This is a genomic window from Arthrobacter sp. 18067, from assembly GCF_902706295.1.
Lineage (GTDB): Bacteria > Actinomycetota > Actinomycetes > Actinomycetales > Micrococcaceae > Arthrobacter.
In genome coordinates this window covers 250,655-269,086 of sequence record NZ_CACSJJ010000002.1, presented here as the reverse complement: position 1 = coordinate 269,086, position 18,432 = coordinate 250,655, and the positions used below count along the sequence as shown (strand labels likewise).

The window sequence follows — 18,432 nt, the reverse complement described above, 5'->3', positions numbered from 1 at the left end:
CAAGACTTTTAACCCAAGACACCGACCCTAGTGCCGTCGTCGAGCCCTCGCATTAGACTGGGCCTGTTGGCCGTAAGGCCCACAGGCCGGGACGGCCGACCACCGAGTCGCTAGGGGTTCGAAAATGGTTCATGGCACGCCTGGTTATCGGGGCACCCGCGTAGGTGTAACCCAGGGTTCAGCTCCGAGGAATCAGAGCGACCACGGCGCAGGCGAGCAACTGCCGCGTATTCGGGTTCCCTATTGGTGCGCCAAGGGACACGAGACGCGGCTTGTTTTCCTTAAGCTTCCCGACGACCAAATTCCCAAGAGCTGGGACTGTCCGAAATGCGGCCTGTCCGCATCGCGGGATCCTGGCCATCCCGCCTCCACAAAGCCCGAGGACGAACTCTTCAAATCCCATCTGGATTACGTTAAAGAGAGACGCTCCAGCCAGGACGCCGAAGTGGTCCTGGCTGGAGCGTTGGAACGGTTACGCGCCCGCGGGGTCCTTCCGGACCAACTGCTGGGGGACGCGTGAGGCTGCATTCTCGTCGATAAGCCACAGGGTGCGCGCACGACCGGCCGGACCCGCTGCCGGGACCTGGACCGGGTTGGCACCAGCCAAGGCCAGACCAACGGCCCCGGCCTTGTCCTCGCCGGCAACAACCATCCAGATTTCCTGGGCGGTGTTGATGGCCGGCAGCGTCAGTGAAATGCGCGACGGCGGCGGCTTGGGAGAGTTCTCCACGCCCACCACAGTGCGCTCCTTCTCACGAACGCCTGCCTGCTCGGGGAACAATGACGCAATGTGGGCATCCGGACCTACGCCAAGGAGCAGAATGTCGAAGCGGGGCAGGATGCCAGGCTTGTCAGACCGGTCGTCAGACATATCCGCTGCATGTTCAGCTTCGGCAGCCTCTTTAAGCTCCTCAGCGTAAGCGTCTGCGGCTTCGTCTGCGGTGGCGAACTGGTCCGTTGACCCGGGCTCGTGAATCCGGGCAGGATCCACCGCCAGGTGGGCCAACAAGGCCTGATGTGCTTGGCGCGTATTCCTGTCATCGCTGTCCGCGGCAACAAAACGCTCGTCCCCCCACCAGAAGTTGACCTTCGACCAGTCGACTGCAGGGGCTGCGGCGGAATCTGCTACTGCCTTCAACGTCCCAATGCCAACGGTTCCGCCCGTGAGGACCACCGTCGCTTCGCCGTGCTTGTCCTGGACATCCACAAGCTTGGTGATGAGACGGGCCGCGATGGCGGCCATCAACACCTTGGAATCGGGGTGGATGCTTACTCTTGGCTCAGCGTGCACTGGTCTGGACTCTCCTCTGGCTGGTAAGTGGCAGTCCCATCGTAATCACTTCTCCGAAGACTTCGTCCGGATCAAGCCGTCGCAGTTCCTCAGCGAGGCAATCCTTCAGGCTCCGGCGGGGGAGCGTGATACGCTGCGCCGGCTGTCCCGGCTGCGTCAGCTCCGCTACGGACAGGCCGGGGCGGAAGAGCTGGACGTCGCCGCTGGCTCGGGTGAGGCGGACACGGCGGATTCCGGTACCTGCAGGGTCGGCCACGATGGTGACCGGGGCCTGCAGGGCAAGGCTCAGCCAGGCGGCCAGCAGCAGCGTGCTGGGGGAGTCCGAGGCACCTTCAACGGCAACGGCAGACACGGGGTCGCCGTCCACTTGGTCGAAGACAGCTGCGAGTTGCATGCGCCAGTTGGTCAGGCGGGTCCAGGCGAGGTCGGTGTCGCCGGCTTTGTACGTGGCGCGGATGTTCTCCAAGGCCCGGCGTGGGTCTGGTTCGTTGGCTGAGTCCGTGATGCGGCGGTGCGCGATGCGGCCGATGGAGGTTTCGCAGGCGCTTTCCGGGGCGCCGTGCGGCCACCAGGCCACGATCGGCGCGTCCGGGAGGAGCAGGGCCGCGACCAGGGATTCGCTTTCGTGGGCCATGTGCCCGTGGCCGCGCAGCACGATGACCTCGGACGCGCCGGCGTCCCCACCGACACGGATTTGCGCGTCGAGACGGTCCGGGCCTTCAACACCGGCGTCGGCCAGGACAATGATCCGGCAGGGGTGTTCCCGGCTGGCTTCATTGGCTGCCTCGATGGCTTCTTCTTCCTGCCCGGACTTGGTCACCACCACCAGGGTCAGCACACGACCCAAGGCAATCACGCCGCCCTGCTCACGCAGGGACATGATCTTCTTGGAAATCTTGGAGGTAGTGGTATCGGGAAGATCTACGATCATGGCCTTCTCCAGGTTCGTCCGTCACGGGCCAGCAGGGCATCAGCCGACGCCGGCCCCCAACTGCCGGGTGCGTAGGGTTGCGGTTGTTCATCCAGCCCGGCCCAGTACTCCTCGAACGGGTCCAGGATCTTCCAGGACAGCTCCACTTCCTGATGCCGTGGGAAGAGCGGCGGCTCACCCAACAACACATCCAGGATCAGCCGTTCGTAGGCTTCGGGGCTGGACTCGGTAAACGAATGGCCGTAGCCGAAGTCCATGGTCACATCACGGACTTCCATCTGCGTGCCCGGAACCTTGGACCCGAACCGGATCGTCGCGCCCTCGTCGGGCTGGACCCGGATCACCACGGCGTTCTGACCAAAGTCGTCCTCACCGTGATCACGGAACAACAGGTTCGGTGCCCGCTTGAACACCACCGCGATCTCGGTCACGCGCCGGCCCAGGCGCTTACCCGCACGCAAGTAGAACGGAACACCATTCCACCGCCGGGTATTGATATCCACCCGGATCGCCGCGAACGTCTCCGTCTTCGAATCAGCCGGGATACCGTCCTCATCCAAGTAGCCCAGGACTTCCTCCCCGCCCTGCCACCCACCGGTGAACTGACCCCGCGCCGAATGCGTGGACAGATCATCGGGGAGCTTGACCGCGGCCAGGACCTTTTCCTTCTCCGCCCGCAAATCATCGGCATTGAAGGAGATGGGCTCTTCCATCGCGGTCAACGCCAGCAACTGCAGCAAGTGGTTCTGGATCACGTCACGGGCAGCGCCCACGCCGTCGTAATAGCCTGCACGCCCGCCCGTGCCGATGTCCTCGGCCATGGTGATCTGCACATGGTCCACGTAGTTGGCGTTCCAGAGCGGTTCGAACAACTGGTTCGCGAAACGCAACGCCAGGATGTTCTGCACCGTCTCCTTACCCAGGTAATGATCGATCCTGAACACCGCATCAGCCGGGAACACCGACTCCACAATGTCGTTCAGCTGCCGGGCCGACTCAAGGTCATGCCCGAACGGCTTCTCGATCACCACACGCCGCCACTGCCCCGGCTTCGCCTGCGCCAGGCCGTGCTTGGAGAGCTGTCGGCAGACCTGCTCAAACGCCTTGGGCGGGATCGACAAGTAAAAACCATGGTTCCCGCGGGTACCACGGGTCTCATCCAACTCATCAAGGACATCACCGAGGCGCTCAAAAGCGTCGTCGTCGTCGAACTCGCCCCGAACAAAGCGGATACCGGAAGCGAGCTGCTCCCACACTGCTTCGTCGAACCTGGTTCGCGCGTGGGCCTTGACGTTCTCCTTGACCTCGGCCGCGAAATCCGCGTTGTCCCAGTCGCGGCGGCCGAAACCGACCAAAGCAAAACTCGGAGGCAACAACCCACGATTCGCGAGGTCATAGACCGCGGGCATCAGCTTCTTACGGGCAAGGTCACCGGTGACTCCGAAGAACACCAACGACGACGGCCCGGCAATGCGGTTCAGGCGCCGGTCCCGCGGATCCCGCAAAGGATTCCGCAGACCGGCGTTCTTCCTGCCGTTTTCAGTTTCTGGCATGTTTGTTTCTGTGCCTTAGCTTTCGAGTGCGCTGGCCTGGTTGGCCAATGCAGCGACGACTTCCTGGAGCTGGGCCACGCCTGCTGCACGCTCGGTGAGGTGCAGGCGCAGTACGGGGCGGCCATGGCCTTCCAGCACCTGGGCGTCGCCCGAAGCCTGCGCGGCGATGAGCTGACCGAACGTGAAGGGGCGCTCAGGGATTTCGAGGTCGGTGGATGATGCTGCAGTGATCTGCAGGAAGACTCCGATGGCCGGTCCGCCCTTGTGGAACTGACCAGTGGAGTGCAGGAACCTCGGGCCCCAACCGAACGTCACCGGACGGCCACTGACGGCAGCGAGTTCATCACGGATGCCTTCGAGCGGAGCGTGTGAAATACGGTCAAGATAGGCCTGCACGCTCAAATAACCGTCAGGACCCAGTTGGGCGAGCAACGACTGCACCGCTTCGGTGGCCGTTGACGCGGTACCCAACCAGTCGCCGCCACGAACCTCCACTGCTCCGTCGGTGAAGGCGGCAGGGGTGGGTTCCGGGCGCGCGTCCAGCAGGCCGCGCGCTGCCACCTTGGCGGCTTCGACGTCGGGCTGGTCGAAGGGGTTGATCCCCAGCAGTCGCCCGGCGACCGCGGTAGCGAACTCCCAGACGAACATCTGGGAAGGCAGCCCACCGGCGATAGCTACCTCGTTTTCGCGAAGTTCGACGTCGGCATCGGCACCTACCAGCCGAACCACCAGGACGTCGTCGGCGCCGTTAAGAGCCTCGGGGGAATCCGGGCCGGCGACGACCGGCAAGACGCCGGTGCCCAGCTTGCCGGTGGATTCGGCGATGAGCTGCTCGGCCCAGTCGGCGAAACCAACAATGCCCGAACCGTCTTCAGCGATGACGATTTTGTTGCGCAGCGGGCTGGTGCCGCCAAGTGCGATGCCCAGGGCAAGACCAATGTTGTCAGCTGAGTCCTCGTTGAGGATCTCGGCTGCTTCTTCTGCCTCGTCCAGGAAGGCCTGGATGTCCACGCCGGCAAGGCCACAGGGGACCAGACCGAACGCTGTGAGCGCCGAGAAGCGTCCTCCAACGTTGGGATCGGCGTTGAACACTGCACGGTAGCCTGCTTCGCGGGAGGCCTTGTCCAGGGGCGAACCCGGATCCGTGACGATGATGATGCGGCTCTTGGCATCAATTCCGGCGTCGTTGAACGCCTTCTCGAACACCCGTCGCTGGGAATCCGTTTCAACAGTGGAGCCCGACTTGGAGGAAACGACGATAGCCGTCTCCGCCAGCCGGTCATTCAAAGCAGCACTGACCTGCTCAGGGTCCGTGCTGTCCAGCACAGTCAGCTCGACGCCGGCGGTACCGGCAATAACCTCTGGAGCCAAGGAAGACCCACCCATGCCACAGAGGACGATGCGGGTAACTCCTTCGGCGCGGAGGGCATCACGAAGTTCCAGAATGTCCCCGACCAGGGCCTGGGACACGGTGGCCGCTTCTACCCAGCCGAGACGGATCGCGGACTCGGCCTCCGCCTCAGGACCCCACAGCGTGTGGTCCTTGGCGAAAATCCGGGTAGCAATCTTGTCTTCGACCAGTCCGTCAATATGCTGGGCGATGGCCTGCTGGGCGGCACCGCTGGCGTCGTAGCTGATTGTGCTCATGGTGGGTTAGGAAGCCTTCCGTGCGGTGACGAGTGCGCCTTCGACGTCGGCGAGGAGTTCCTTCCAGGAGCCCACGAACTTCTCGAGGCCTTCGGTCTCGAGAAGGGTTACGACGTCGTTGTAGGAGACACCGAGTGCTTCGAGGGCGTTGAGGGTCTCGTTCGCTTCGTCGTAGGTGCCGGTGATGGTGTCACCGGTAACAACGCCGTGGTCGAACGTGGCATCCAGCGTCTTTTCCGGCATGGTGTTGACCACGCCGGCAGCGACGAGTTCCGTCACGTAGAGGGTGTCCGGGTAAGCCGGATCCTTCACGCCGGTGGAGGCCCACAGTGGACGCTGGGGGAGCGCGCCGGCTTCGGCCAGCACGGCCCAGCGCTCGGTGGAGAAGAGCTCTTCGTAGACCTGGTACGCCAGGCGTGCGTTGGCAACGCCTGCCTTGCCCTTGAGTGCCTTGGCTTCATCGGTGCCGATGGCGTCAAGGCGCTTGTCGATTTCAGAGTCAACGCGGGACACGAAGAACGATGCCACCGAGTGGATCTTGGAGAGGTCGTGACCGTTCTCCTTGGCCTGCTCAAGGCCGGACTGGAAGGCGTTGATGACCGCGCGGTAGCGCTCCAGGGAGAAGATCAGGGTCACGTTGACGCTGATGCCCTCAGCCAGGGTTGCCGTGATGGCTTCCAGGCCTTCCAGGGTTGCCGGGATCTTGATGTGGACGTTGTCCTTGTTGACCTTCGCATAGAGGTGCTTGGCCTCGGCGATGGTGCCGGCGGTGTCCCATGCAAGGCGGGGATCCACCTCGATGGAGACGCGGCCATCCACACCGTTGGTGGCTGCGGCGATCGGCGCGAACAGATCGCAGGCGTCGGCAACGTCCGTGGTGGTGATTTCGAAGATGGTCTCTTCGACGCTGGCACCGGCGGCGGCCTGGGCTGCGATGGTGGCATCGTAATCAGTGCCTGAGGTGATGGCGGCGTGGAAGATGGACGGGTTGGTGGTCACACCAACTACGTTCTTTTCGTCGATGAGCTTCTGCAGGGTGCCGGTGTCCAGGCGGGTGCGGGAAAGGTCATCGAGCCAGATCGAAACGCCGGCGTCAGAGAGCTGCTGCGTGGGAGTGCTAGACATGTGTTTTTTCTCCTGTGAGGGGGGAGCAGACTGTTATGCGTTGGCGTCTGCGAGGGAGTCTTTGGCTGCGGCTGCGACAGCTTCGGCGGTGATGCCGAATTCATTGAAGAGCCGCTTGTAGTCTGCCGAGGCACCGAAGTGCTCCAGGGAGATGGAACGGCCGGCATCGCCCACGAATTCGCGCCAGCCCAGTGCGAGGCCGGCCTCAACCGAAACACGGGCCTTCACGGCAGCGGGGAGCACGGACTCGCGGTACGCCTCGTCCTGCTTGTTGAACCACTCAACACACGGCATGGACACTACGCGCGCTGCGATGCCCTCCGACTGGAGTGCTTCACGGGCCTCGACGGCGAGCTGGACTTCCGATCCGGTGCCGATCAGGATGACCTGCGCGTCAACGCTCGCGCCGTCCTTGGATGCCTCGGCCAGCACGTAGCCGCCCTTGGCCACACCTGCGGTGGAACCGAACGTGTCACCAGCGGCTTCACCTTCGCCTCGGGCATAGGTGGGGATGTTCTGGCGGGTCAGGACGATGCCGGCCGGGTTCTCGTGGTTCTCGAGCATGACCTTCCATGCTGCGGAGACCTCGTTGGCGTCACCGGGACGGACGACGTCCAAGCCCGGGATGGCGCGCAGGGAGGCGAGCTGTTCCACGGGCTGGTGCGTGGGGCCGTCTTCGCCCAGGCCGATGGAGTCGTGCGTCCACACGTAGAGGGACGGAACACCCATCAGGGCGCCGAGGCGAATTGCCGGGCGCTGGTAGTCACTGAAGATCAGGAACGTGCCGGAGAAAGCGCGGGTGCGGCCGTGCAGGGAAATGCCGTTCACGATCGACGCGGCAGCGTGCTCACGGATACCGAAGTGCAGTACGCGTCCGTACGGGTTGCCCTTCCAGGCGTCCGTGGAACGCGACGTCGGGATGAACGACGGCGAACCTTCGATGGTGGTGTTGTTCGACTCGGCGAGGTCGGCCGAGCCGCCCCAGAGTTCGGGAAGGACCGGGCCGATGGCATTCAGGACCTTGCCCGAGGCCGCGCGGGTGGAAACATCCTTGCCGGCTTCGAACACCGGAAGCGCGGCGTCAATGCCCACGGGAAGCTTCTTGGCTTCAACGCGCTCCAGCAGGGCAGCGGCATCCGGGTTGGCGGACTGCCATGCCTCGAAGGAGGCCTGCCATGCTGCGCGGGACTCGGCGCCACGGTCAAGGACCTTGCGGGCGTGTGCCAGTACTTCTTCATCAACGTCGAAGGACTTGGCCGGATCGAAACCGAGCACGGTCTTCAATGCTGCGACTTCCTCGGCGCCCAGGGCGGAACCGTGGATCTTTCCGGTGTTCTGCTTCTTCGGGGCCGGGTAGCCGATGATGGTGCGCAGCGAGATGATGGACGGCTTGTTCGTCTCAGCCTTGGCTGCCTGCAGTGCGGAGTACAGTTCCTGGACGTCTTCGACGTAGTCGCCGGTCTTGGTCCAGTCAACGCGCTGGGTGTGCCAGCCGTAGGCCTCGTAACGCTTGAGGACGTCTTCGGTGAAGGCGATGTCGGTGTCGTCTTCGATGGAGATGTGGTTCTCGTCGTAGATCACCACGAGGTTGCCCAGCTCCTGGTGCCCGGCGAGGGAGGAAGCCTCGGACGTCACGCCTTCCTGCAGGTCGCCGTCGGAAGCGATCACCCAGATGGTGTGGTCGAACGGCGACTCGCCGGCGGGAGCATCGGCGTCGAACAGGCCGCGTTGGCGGCGCTGGGAGTAAGCGAAACCAACAGCCGAAGCCAGGCCCTGGCCGAGCGGGCCGGTGGTGATTTCCACACCGGCGGTGTGCTTGTACTCGGGGTGGCCCGGGGTCAGCGAACCCCAGGTACGCAGCGCCTCAAGGTCCTTCAGTTCCAGGCCGTAGCCGGAGAGGAACAACTGGATGTAAAGGGTCAGCGAGGTGTGACCGGGGGACAGGACGAACCGGTCACGGCCGATCCAGTCCGGGTTCTTCGGGTCATGACGCATCAGCTTCTGGAACAGCAAGTATGCTGCCGGAGCCAAGCTCATTGCCGTTCCCGGGTGGCCGTTGCCGACCTTCTCCACGGCGTCGGCGGCCAACACGCGAACGGTGTCAACTGCCTTCTTGTCCAGATCGGTCCATGACAGTTCTTGCTCTTCCAAATGTGGCACGAAAACCGAGCCCCTCTCTGTGCTGACGGCAGGCGTACGGACACGGCACGCAGGAAGCACAGGATGGCGCCCGCTGCAATGTGTCTACCAGCCGTTCACCATTGAAACGTTGATCTCTCATCCAGACGCACGGATATCCGAGAATACGGTTTCCCGGATCGTCAACGTGTGCTGATCTGCTCAACAGCTTAGCCCCAAACGTGGCATGGAACTCAGGGAATCCCACTAACTGGACAGAAATTCCCTTATATGAATCACGATGGCCTGTCAGGGGAGTGAAGATTCGGAAACATTGACGTATTTTGCGGACATCGGGGCACTTCCGGCCACGGTATGATATTTGGAGGCCACCAGCGGTACATGCGCCCGCGTTTGCTTTTAGAAAACCGGGACGGCAGCCGCTGCGAGAACCCCAGAGCATAGAACAGAGTGACTGCCGCCGTGAGCACAACTGATACGCCCCTTAACGCGTCCCCGGCCCGGGGAAGCATCGGAATTTCCCGTAAGTTGAAGGCGTATCTGGCACTGACAAAACCACGTGTCATCGAGCTGCTCCTCGTGAGCACGTTGCCCACCATGATCTTTGCCCAACGCGGATTCCCTTCCATCGGATTGATCCTTGCAACGCTCGTCGGCGGTGCGTTCGCGGCAGGCAGCGCCGGAGTATTCAACTGCTACATCGACCGCGACATCGACAAACTGATGCACCGCACCGAGAAGCGCCCGTTGGTCACCGGCGAGGTAACTCCGCGCGAAGCCCTGATCTTCGCCTGGTTACTAGGCGCGGCGTCCATCGCAATCCTCTGGTTCGGCGCCAATCCACTGTCAGCGTGGCTTGGCCTGGGCGCCATTGTCTTCTACGTCGTCATCTACACGATGATCCTCAAGCGCCGCACTGCCCAGAACATCGTCTGGGGTGGCGCCGCCGGATGCTTCCCGGTGTTGATCGCCTGGGCAGCCGTCACCAACACTGTGGAGTGGCCCGCCGTCGTTCTCTTCATGGTGATCTTCCTCTGGACGCCGCCGCACTACTGGCCGCTGTCCATGCGGTACGGCGAGGACTACCGCAATGCAAAGGTACCCATGCTCGGCGCTATCGCCGGTGCCAAAGTCGTTTCGGTACAGGTTGTTCTTTACGCCTGGGCCATGGTTGCCTGTTCGCTGCTGATGGTCCCTGTCGGTGGGGCCGGCTGGGTTTACACGATCGTCGCTGTCGCGGCCGGAGCCTGGTTCCTCTACGAGAGCCACGCTTTGTACAAGCGGGCACAGGGCGGCGACGTCTCCAATAAGGGAGCCATGAAGGTCTTCCACGGCTCCATCAGCTACCTCACGCTGCTCTTCATCGCGTTGGCCGTTGACCCCTTCATCGGTTCGCCGATCATCGGCGGCTAGGTTCCCCGAACCCTCAAGCACCAACGCACGACGCCGGTACTCGCCATTTTGTTTCAGTGGTCAGTGCCGGCGTCGCGCTTTTCCGCCCAAAGCAAGGACGCTCTCTCACCTCCCGCGGGCTTGAGCCCTACGCTCTCTCACCTCCCGCGGGCTTGAGCCCTACGCTCTCTCACCTCCCGCGGGCTTGAGCCCTACGCTCTCTCACCTCCCGCGGGCTTGAGCCCTACGCTCTCTCACCTCCCGCGGGCTTGAGCCCTACGCTCTCTCACCTCCCGCGGGCTTGAGCCCTACGCTCTCTCACCTCCCGCGGGCTTGAGCCCTACGCTCTCTCACCTCCCGCGGGCTTGAGCCCTACGCTCTCTCACCTTCCGCGGGTTCCAGAGCGTCCTGCATCACCCCGCAAATGATTCGACGAGACGCGCCAGCGGCGGGGGTGCTTGCCCGGCAGGGAGCGCCTCGATAAGCAGGGGTGCGTAGCGGACCTTGTTGCCACTGCGCCCTCCAAAGAATCGCTGCAGTTGCGCTGTTACGGGCCGTTCGCGAAGCGATGGCTGGCGTTGAAGGAGCCGAAATGACGCCAGCTCGCCTTGAGCTTCGATGACCTCGAGCACAGCGTCGGTTCCCAGGCATCGGATGAGTTCATCCTCCAGATCGGCATCACATACTTGGAACCCGCGCTCTTCCAACGGTCCGGATCCGACACCGGCGCGGATAAGCGCACGGGCTATTCCTTGGGACTCCCCGGCATCACATAGACCAAGCAACCTATGGCCGGCCCCCTTCGGCCCGTAGCGGTCGAGGAAGTGGATGATGCTGGTAGCTCCACCCATTGGGACGATCTGCACATGCTCTTCCGCCAAGTCATGGCCAAGTCGAAGGGCCAGCGCCTGGACCGCCACACTGTCACTTTCGCCCTCGACCAACACCGTTGTGGTTCGCATTGGACCAGTATGGGGGATGCCGGCAGCGAAGCGCCTTGACGCGCTTTGCTACCTAGAAGGCCCGTTGCAGCACCTAGTTCCGGACTCCGGGCACCTAATTCCTGTCCAAATGCCACCTAATTTGCGGAAAAGTCATCTAGGTGGTGCCGTGTGCAACCTAGTGTTCGTGATGGAACAGAGCTGTTCCGCGCCGCACGAGCATTGGGGAAAACAGTGAAAGCACTCCTGCGTACAGCCGGGATTCTGACGGTTGCTTCGGCTTCGGTCTTGACCGGAGTGACCGCCGCGCAAGCCGCACCGGCTTGCTCCACGGCCCGCGTATGTCTCTACGACAATTACTGGTTCACGGGGACTCAACGGACCTATAACTGGGTCGCATCATATGTGGGTGACACGGCAAACGATAAGGCCAGTTCCATAGTCATAGGCCCGCCTGCGAACATTCAATCGCCTTACGTGTACCTGTATCGGGACCTCAACTACTCCGGCCATGCCGTGATTTTCAGGGGTGGCAACGCCGTCAACGATCTTCGAGGTGTATCAATGTATGCCGGTGTGAACTGGGACGACGAGATCTCCAGCATCTGGGGTTAGCCTTGCGATCTCCCACTTTTGGTGCGGTTCTCAAGTTCGCAGCGACGCTGGCTGTTGTCGTGCCGGCCGGCGTGGCCTGTTCGGGCCCGCCGGCAGCGTCACCCACCGCGTCCACGGCCATCAGCCTGCCGGACGTTGATCGTTCTGCCGGGGCTGGAGCCACGGCGTCACTCAACGAGGCCAGTGGAGAGGTGATTCTCCCGATGAGTGCCTACTGGTACTCAGACCGTGAGAACGTCATCGTCAATTCGGCGGTGGCCTTCCTCATCTACGATTGCGTGGAAGATGCCGGGTTCACGGTGGCTCCATGGGGCGGTGGAGGTAAAGCCCTTCAGGACTACAGATATGGTCAGTGGTCCCGCTCTTTGGCTGCCAGGAACGGTGCCATGCCGGAGATCAGGCAGATTCCCGGCGTGATGGACGAGCAGCCCGAGCGCCCGCCCCTCAGTGCCAAGCAACAGGAAACGGAAGTGAAGTGCACCAATTCAGTGGGGCGGGCAGGTTTGCCCGAACTCCTGGAGGGTCTGGCTGGAGACACATCCGTCCAGAATCAGATCACGCGCAACGCCGTGGCGCTGACGGAACGCGATTCCGAGTATTTGGCTTTCCGGCGGGCTTGGGAGGATTGCGTGGCCGGGAAAGGTCTCAAGGTTTCGGAGCAAGGTTCGTGGAATCTGACGTCGGGCGGCTCCAAGGAAGACGAGATTCGTGTTGCCTTGCTGGCTCTGGACTGCAAGGAGGCCAACGGCGGCGCCGGCAAACCCTATGACATTCTCGCTGAGTACCAGGCAGCACAGATGAAGGACCATCAGGCTGAACTGAACGCCCTGGCAGATGAAAAGGCTGCCGCTGTGGAGCGTGCCAAGCAAATACTGCGCGATCACGGCGTGGCTGATGCAGGACTCTGAGTCCCTGCTGATTCGCCGCGGCATGAGGCGCGTCCCACGATGGTGGCTGATATCTGTCGCGTCGGCCGTTGTGCTGGCAGGCTTGGGTACCGCCTACTGGGCGGGAGCGCACACAACGGCCGGGACGGAGCCGATGCCGACTCTGGCCTCGGTGGTTCCGGTTTCGGCAACGGTAGAACGCCGTGCGGTGGTCAAACAGGTGGTTCTTTCCGGGAAAGTCGTTCCAGGAGCCCAGTCCACCCTTCAGGCGAGCCCCGCCGAAGGTGTTGACAGACTGGTGGTGACGGACGTGGCAAAAGAGGCCGGGAGCCCCGTGGTTCCCGGTGAAGTGCTGGCGGTGGTCTCCGGGAGGCCGCTGCTGATACTGCCCAGCAGCGTGCCGTTGTATCGGGACATCAGCCCAAGGGACTCGGGTCCCGATGTCAAAGCCCTCCAAGCGGCCTTGACGAACTTCGGGTATGCATGCGCCACAACAGGAACCTTTGACCTGGCTACTCAGCAGGCACTGGGATCGTGGTACAAAGCCGCAGGGTACAAAGCCCCCGCTGCGCCCGATCCACTCCCTCAGGAGGAAGCTGGTAATGCAGCACCAACGAACTCGTCGGGCGTCATGTTTCGCTGGCGGGAATTTGTCCAGGTCCCCGGTGACTCCGGGACTGTAGCTTCCATCGCCGGACCCGGTTCACTTCTGGCCGAGGACGGGATCGTGGCCCGGGTCAGGGTCGCCGACGACTCCATTGTTGCCCGTGCAGATGTTGTTCAATCCGAGACTTTCGTGGTGGGCACGCCCGTAACGGTCAGGGCCGGTTCAACGGTCCTGGACACCACGGTGGTGCAGGTCAGCAGCTTCCTGGAGGGTGACCAAAACAAAAACGAAATCCCTGGAAAAGACATCACCGTAGCATTGCCGCCGGGGACACAGGGATTCGCCGCAGACCAGTCAGTCACCATGACTTCAGGCAGCGCAGTTGCAGAGTCCCTCGCCGTTCCCCTCATTGCGATTCGCCAGGACGGCGGGACACCGTACCTCCTGGTTGAAGGGAACAGCGAGCCCCGCCGCCTGGAGGTCAAGGTCACCGCGCAGGCAGACGGGTGGGCGGCGATCGCGGACGTAGACGGCCTGATCGTAGGGGATCAGGTGAAACTGCAATGAGTGCGCTTGTGCCCGCCCACGAATCATCAGCGCGTGCGCAGCGCCTGCCCATCCTCAGCCTACGAGGCGTTAGCCGCGGCTTTCCCGGGACGATGGCGTTGGTGGACGTGGACCTCGACATCCATGAGGGGGAATTCGTGGCCATAGTGGGTCCCTCCGGTTCGGGAAAGTCCACGCTGCTCAACGTCCTTGGTCTTTTGGACACACCGACATCGGGCACATACCGGATCAGAGGTATGAATGTCGCGGACCTCGACGAGAGAGCGCGGGCAGACCGGCGGGCCGATGTCTTTGGCTTTGTCTTCCAGGAATCCCATATGTTGGGGCGTGACGCCGCGGCCCGAAATGCCGTGCTGGGCCTTCGCGCACGGGGAATAGGGCTGTCCGTCCAGAAACAGCTGGTCATGCCCGCTCTGAGGAAATTTGGGCTTGGGCACAGGGCGGCAACCCCGGCGTCGCTATTATCCGGGGGAGAGCGTCAACGCCTGGCCATCGCCCGGGCCGTGATCGGAGCTCCGAAAGTTGTGCTTGCGGACGAACCCACAGGCAGCCTCGACACCGCGAACGGCAAGATCGTCATCCATCATTTGCGTGAGCTCAGTGACTCAGGAACCACCGTGGCCATGGTGACGCACGATCCCGACATTGCTGCAGCCGCGGACCGCATCATCACGATGCGCGATGGGGCCATCGTCAAGGACACAGGGGTCGGCCGCGGCTGTTTCGTCGGGACACCCGCAACCGCCGCCAGTCCAGGAAGCAACAAACAGGCGTTGGTCCGGCGCCGACGCCACGAGGCCGCGGATGTTGTTGCTGACGCAGTTTCTGCGCTGACGATTCGTCCATCCAAAGCCCTTTTGCTGATCATGGCGTTTCTCCTTGGCAGCGGAGGGCTGGTTGCGGCCATCGGGCTGAGCGAGAGTGCCTCAGTCAAGGTATCTGCCCGGATCGACGAGGCCGCGAGGGACGAAGTCCGGGTCACGCGCGAGGAAGGTTATGCCTCGTGGGAAGCTGTCACCAACGATCTCCAGGCAGCCAGGAGGCTATCCGGTGTGGACGATGCCGGAGTCATCACCGAGCTCTCATCGTCGGTGGTGCAACCATCGACCTTCCGGCCCGGGTCCTTTCCCGAACAACCGGCGTTCAACGGGGCCGTCCGGATCGTCGACTCCGCCTACCTTCGAATCCAAGGGGCAACGGTGTCCGACGGTGATGCTGCCTTGCTCGACCATTCATTCGGAGGGCCCATCGCTATCCTGGGCCAGAATGCCGCCAATGAACTGGGTATCGCAAAGCCAGGTCCCGGCGTCGTTGTGTGGCTGTATGGCGAGCCGGTCCCGGTGGTGGGGATTGTTGATGAGCCGGGCCGTGACCCGGTTCTGCCGTCAGCGGTGATGGTGGGAGTCGGGTCCTACTCTTTGACCAGCAACGTGGCAGCATCCCTGGTCCTTAGGACGAGTCCAGGGATGCCGGCAGCCATTGCCGAGGCGCTGCCAAAGGCCCTCAACCCTGCTGAACCCGGGACCGTAAAAGTACAAACGGTGGCCGACCTCCGGGAGCTCAAACAAGGGATCAATACGGACCTCGGCAGGCTGGTAGCCATTGTCTCCGTCATCCTGCTCGCCATGGCCTGCCTCAGCGCCGGAACCACCATGTATTTGGGCGTGTTGGCGCGGTCCAGCGAGATTGCACTGCGACTTGCCCTGGGCATGCGGCGAGGAGTGCTGGCCTCGATGTTCCTTGTCGAAGGTGCCGTGGTGGGAGCGTTGGGAGGTGCTGCAGGCGCAGCCGTAGGCATGGGAGCCGTGCTGGCCTACGCATCCATCGAAGGTTGGTCTGCTGTGATCCCTTGGTACACGTCACTATGGGGCATAGGGGCGGGACTCGCCAGCGGCACCTTGTCCGCGGTGTATCCGGCCGTGCTGGCCATGCGTTCCAACCCGGCGCAACTGATCCGGGCTTAGGAGATCTGCTAACGGACCGGGCTGTGCTTTGCAAGATCGGCGGCATTGGTGGCTGCACTCATGAGGAGTGCTGCCCCGAACATGTGCGCACCGACCAAGAGTGCGGGGATTCCGTTGTAGTACTGGGTGAATCCGATGGCAGCCTGGAGCAATGTCACGCCCAGCAACATGTATGTAGCAGTTCTGAACGGACCGGCGATCTTGTGGCGGATCACCAGGTACACAGCAAACAGGGTTCCGGCGGTGATGAGGTAGGCGGGAACGGCGTGGATGTGCGAAAAGAGGTCCCAGTCCAGGTCGTTGCGTGGAGCATCAGCATCGCCTGCATGGGGTCCGGCCCCGGTCACAACGACACCCAGCATCACAGACAGTGCCGAGAAAACAGCAACGGCCGTCGTCACGGGGCGGGCAATCGCGGGGAGGGCAGGCAGCGTCCGGTTCATGAAGTGCCCGGTACGGCCGTAGGCCCGGTTGACCAACAGGGTAGCGAAAACGACCAGCGCCATCGAGACAAGGAAGTGCAGGCCAACAACCCAGGGATTGAGGTTGGACAGCACGGTGATTCCACCGATAACCGCTTGCGCAGGGATGCTGGCAAGGAGTCCCAGTGCCAGGATGAAAAGGTCGCGTCGTTCCTTGCGGAGGTTCCACAAGTACACCAGCATGAGTGCGGCAACGGCAGCGAGGGCAAAGGTCAGCAGGCGGTTTCCGAATTCGATGAATCCGTGGATGCCCATTTCCGGCGTGTTGACGAGTGAGTCACTGGTGCACCGCGGCCAGGTGGGGCAGCCGAGGCCCGACGCCGTGAGGCGCACTGCGCCGCCGGTTACCACGAGGACTGTCTGCCCGATGAGAGAGAACAATGCCAGGCGGCGCACGGCGTTGTTGACCTCGGTGGGCAGCTTGGACGTCAATCGCTGGACGGTTTTCGGGAGGCGCGATGCCGTGCTCACAGTTTTCTCACTTCTCGGTTCTGCATGGTTGGTCGGTTCGGGGCGGGTTAGTTCCACTTGAACCATCGGATTGCTGCGGCACCGGCCAGTACTGTCCACAGCAGGAGGATGAGAACAGCCGGGAACGGTACCGTGCCCAACAAGAAGGCATCCCGGAGCGCTTGGCCCAAGGCTCCTGAGGGAAGGAACTGGACGATGCCCTGCAGCGGGCCGGGAAGCCTGTCGGCGGGTACCACAATCCCGCCCAGCGCGCCGAGCAGGATCCACAGAAGGTTGGTTATCGCCAGCGTGGCCTCCGGCCGGACGGTGCCGGCGACCAGCAAGCCCAGCGCGGTGAAAGCGGCAGCGCCGAGAACCAGCAGCCCGAGCCCCGGGAGCCAGGCCTCCGGGCGTGGTTGCCATCCCAGCAGGGCCGCAATGGTGCCCACCACCAGCACCTGGAGGAAAAGAACCACCAATACGGCGAGAATCTTCCCGGCAATCAGACCGCCCCTCCCAAGTGGCGTGGTGGACAGGAAACGAAGAACTCCGTACCGGCGATCAAAGCCGGTAGCAATGCCTTGACCGGTAAATGCCGTGGACATGGCACAAAGGGCCAGGATTCCCGGCGTGGCCACGTCAACACGTGATCCGCCCAGACCGTCAAGCATGGGAGTAACCACTAGTCCCACCAGCGCCATCAACGGGAGCACGATGGCGAGAATAAGTTGCTCACCGTTGCGCAGCATGGTGATCGTCTCGTAACGCCCCTGCTGGATAATCCGGCGCGGCAACGAGGCCGGCCCTGCGTTTGGCGATAGGAGCTTGCTCATCGGAGGTTCCTTCCGGAAATGTCCAGGAACACGTCTTCAAGGCTGCGGGCTTCCAAGCGCAGCGAGGCAGGCATGATATTCCGTTCCGCCCACCATGCAGTCAAGGCTGCGAGGTCTTGGGGCGTGATTTGGCCGGTGATGGAGTAACTACCGGGCCTGGTCTCTGATAGGTCAAGACCAGCGCCAACAGCCCCGGCGAAATCGAGCCCGCACGGGGCATCGAAGTAAAGGGTCCGGTCGGTAATGGCGGTGTCCGCAGCGTGATCGTGCTGAAGCAGCTCGGCGACCGTTCCTTCAACAACGTTATGGCCGCCGTCGATGATGTAGACGTAATCGGCAAGACGCTCGGCGTCGTCCATCAGGTGGGTGGTCAGGACGATACCCATGCCGGCGTCCCGAAGTTCGGCAATCAGCTCGAAAACCATCTGGCGCGATTGGGGATCAAGTCCGGCGCTGGGCTCATCGAGGAAAAGGATCTCGGGATTGCCCACCAGCGCAGCTGCCAATGCCAGCCGTTGCTTTTGACCGCCGGACAGACGGCGCACGTTGGTGCGGCTGAACTGGCCGATTCCCAGCCGTTCCACCAACGCGTCAACATCCATGGGGTTTTGGTACATGCCGGCAACGTGCCGCAGAAGGGGAATCGGACGGGCCGACGGCGGCAGTCCGCCGTCCTGGAGCATCACACCTACGCGGGACCTCAAGTCGGCACCTGCCGTGTCCGGGTCCGCGCCAAGCAGGGAAATGCTGCCAGCCGTCCGCTTTTGCAAACCCTGCGCACATTCGAGGGTGGTGGTTTTACCGGCACCGTTCGCGCCCAGGAGGGCAGTGACCTGGCCTCGCTCGGCCACCAGGGACAGTCCACTGACCACCCGGAGCATCTTGCCGTCAAGGGAGGCCAAAGGGCCTACATCCTTAATGAGTCCGTCTATGGTGAGGACAGGGGATTCGGGTGATCGCACCAGAGTATTCTACGTGAAGTAGTACGGTCACACTTGGCAGGCAGCC

16 protein-coding genes are annotated in these 18,432 nt (G+C 62.8%); 6 read left to right on the top strand and 10 right to left on the bottom strand.

The window, feature by feature from the left end; all coding sequences use genetic code 11:
* Positions 1-124: 124 nt before the first annotated feature.
* Positions 125-520 carry an RNA polymerase-binding protein RbpA gene (locus tag GVL04_RS03735; RefSeq protein ID WP_159699751.1) on the top strand — a complete coding sequence of 132 codons (396 nt, stop codon included), beginning with the start codon at positions 125-127 and terminating at the stop codon, positions 518-520.
* On the opposite strand, the gene pgl is transcribed toward GVL04_RS03735, so the two are convergent.
* Genes pgl through tkt form a run of 6 tightly spaced genes read right to left on the bottom strand, consistent with a single transcriptional unit; the run spans position 473 to position 8,707 of the window.
* The gene (gene pgl, locus GVL04_RS03730; protein WP_159699749.1) at positions 473-1,291 is read right to left on the bottom strand and encodes a 6-phosphogluconolactonase; all 819 of its coding nucleotides are present in this window, start codon (positions 1,289-1,291) and stop codon (positions 473-475) included. The two genes, GVL04_RS03735 and pgl, sit on opposite strands and share 48 nt — an antisense overlap.
* Entirely contained in the window at positions 1,281-2,222 is a 942-nt protein-coding gene (locus tag GVL04_RS03725; protein WP_090821326.1) for a glucose-6-phosphate dehydrogenase assembly protein OpcA, read from the bottom strand. The genes pgl and GVL04_RS03725 overlap by 11 nt, the downstream gene beginning before the upstream one ends.
* Positions 2,219-3,775 (bottom strand): glucose-6-phosphate dehydrogenase, encoded by a 1,557-nt coding sequence (zwf, locus tag GVL04_RS03720; protein WP_159699746.1) that lies wholly within the window; start codon positions 3,773-3,775, stop codon positions 2,219-2,221. Before zwf ends, GVL04_RS03725 begins: the two co-directional genes overlap by 4 nt.
* Positions 3,776-3,790: 15 nt before the next feature.
* Positions 3,791-5,422: a glucose-6-phosphate isomerase gene (locus GVL04_RS03715; protein WP_159699743.1), complete on the bottom strand. Its 1,632-nt coding sequence runs from the start codon at positions 5,420-5,422 to the stop codon at positions 3,791-3,793.
* A 6-nt stretch (positions 5,423-5,428) separates the two neighbouring features.
* A complete protein-coding gene (gene tal / locus GVL04_RS03710; protein ID WP_014921875.1) occupies positions 5,429-6,547 on the bottom strand; it encodes a transaldolase in 1,119 nt (372 codons plus the stop codon).
* 33 nt (positions 6,548-6,580) lie between these two features.
* A complete protein-coding gene (gene tkt, locus GVL04_RS03705) occupies positions 6,581-8,707 on the bottom strand; it encodes a transketolase (RefSeq protein WP_235036143.1) in 2,127 nt (708 codons plus the stop codon).
* A gap of 429 nt (positions 8,708-9,136) precedes the next feature.
* Here tkt and GVL04_RS03700 point away from each other — a divergent pair, with 429 nt between their 5' ends.
* Complete coding sequence (locus GVL04_RS03700; protein ID WP_159699740.1) at positions 9,137-10,099, top strand: heme o synthase; 963 nt, start codon at positions 9,137-9,139, stop codon at positions 10,097-10,099.
* A 392-nt stretch (positions 10,100-10,491) separates the two neighbouring features.
* Here the strand turns inward: GVL04_RS03700 and GVL04_RS03695 are convergent, their stop codons facing one another.
* Positions 10,492-11,040 carry a TOPRIM nucleotidyl transferase/hydrolase domain-containing protein gene (locus GVL04_RS03695; protein WP_159699737.1) on the bottom strand — a complete coding sequence of 183 codons (549 nt, stop codon included), beginning with the start codon at positions 11,038-11,040 and terminating at the stop codon, positions 10,492-10,494.
* Positions 11,041-11,253: 213 nt separating this feature from the next.
* Between GVL04_RS03695 and GVL04_RS03690 the strand changes: the two genes are divergently transcribed.
* Genes GVL04_RS03690 through GVL04_RS03675 form a run of 4 tightly spaced genes read left to right on the top strand, consistent with a single transcriptional unit; the run spans position 11,254 to position 15,659 of the window.
* Positions 11,254-11,634, top strand: a complete 381-nt coding sequence (locus GVL04_RS03690; protein ID WP_159699734.1) for a peptidase inhibitor family I36 protein — start codon at positions 11,254-11,256, stop codon at positions 11,632-11,634.
* 2 nt (positions 11,635-11,636) lie between these two features.
* A complete protein-coding gene (locus GVL04_RS03685) occupies positions 11,637-12,542 on the top strand; it encodes a hypothetical protein (protein WP_159699731.1) in 906 nt (301 codons plus the stop codon).
* Complete coding sequence (locus GVL04_RS03680; RefSeq protein WP_159699728.1) at positions 12,529-13,695, top strand: peptidoglycan-binding domain-containing protein; 1,167 nt, start codon at positions 12,529-12,531, stop codon at positions 13,693-13,695. The genes GVL04_RS03685 and GVL04_RS03680 overlap by 14 nt, the downstream gene beginning before the upstream one ends.
* Positions 13,692-15,659 (top strand): ATP-binding cassette domain-containing protein, encoded by a 1,968-nt coding sequence (locus tag GVL04_RS03675; protein ID WP_159699725.1) that lies wholly within the window; start codon positions 13,692-13,694, stop codon positions 15,657-15,659. Before GVL04_RS03680 ends, GVL04_RS03675 begins: the two co-directional genes overlap by 4 nt.
* An 8-nt stretch (positions 15,660-15,667) precedes the next feature.
* Here GVL04_RS03675 and GVL04_RS03670 read toward each other — a convergent pair whose 3' ends face one another.
* From GVL04_RS03670 to GVL04_RS03660, 3 genes are read right to left on the bottom strand one after another with little or no spacing between them, the layout of a single operon-like run.
* Positions 15,668-16,612, bottom strand: a complete 945-nt coding sequence (locus GVL04_RS03670) for a heme A synthase (RefSeq protein ID WP_159699722.1) — start codon at positions 16,610-16,612, stop codon at positions 15,668-15,670.
* Positions 16,613-16,659: 47 nt separating this feature from the next.
* On the bottom strand, positions 16,660-17,424 hold the full coding sequence (locus tag GVL04_RS03665; protein WP_159699719.1) for an ABC transporter permease: 765 nt from the start codon (positions 17,422-17,424) through the stop codon (positions 16,660-16,662).
* Positions 17,421-18,386, bottom strand: coding sequence for an ABC transporter ATP-binding protein (locus GVL04_RS03660; RefSeq protein WP_159699716.1), 966 nt, complete (start codon positions 18,384-18,386; stop codon positions 17,421-17,423). The genes GVL04_RS03665 and GVL04_RS03660 overlap by 4 nt, the downstream gene beginning before the upstream one ends.
* Positions 18,387-18,432 lie beyond the last annotated feature (46 nt).

Bases quoted from the DNA above. Each gene is read 5' to 3' on its own strand.
- zwf (WP_159699746.1), bottom strand. From the start codon at position 3,775: ATGCCAGAAACTGAAAACGGCAGGAAGAACGCCGGTCTGCGGAATCCT.
- GVL04_RS03715 (WP_159699743.1), bottom strand. From the start codon at position 5,422: ATGAGCACAATCAGCTACGACGCCAGCGGTGCCGCCCAGCAGGCCATC.
- GVL04_RS03675 (WP_159699725.1), top strand. From the start codon at position 13,692: ATGAGTGCGCTTGTGCCCGCCCACGAATCATCAGCGCGTGCGCAGCGC.
- GVL04_RS03695 (WP_159699737.1), bottom strand. From the start codon at position 11,040: ATGCGAACCACAACGGTGTTGGTCGAGGGCGAAAGTGACAGTGTGGCG.
- GVL04_RS03735 (WP_159699751.1), top strand. From the start codon at position 125: ATGGTTCATGGCACGCCTGGTTATCGGGGCACCCGCGTAGGTGTAACC.
- GVL04_RS03680 (WP_159699728.1), top strand. From the start codon at position 12,529: ATGCAGGACTCTGAGTCCCTGCTGATTCGCCGCGGCATGAGGCGCGTC.
- GVL04_RS03665 (WP_159699719.1), bottom strand. From the start codon at position 17,424: ATGAGCAAGCTCCTATCGCCAAACGCAGGGCCGGCCTCGTTGCCGCGC.
- tal (WP_014921875.1), bottom strand. From the start codon at position 6,547: ATGTCTAGCACTCCCACGCAGCAGCTCTCTGACGCCGGCGTTTCGATC.
- GVL04_RS03725 (WP_090821326.1), bottom strand. From the start codon at position 2,222: ATGATCGTAGATCTTCCCGATACCACTACCTCCAAGATTTCCAAGAAG.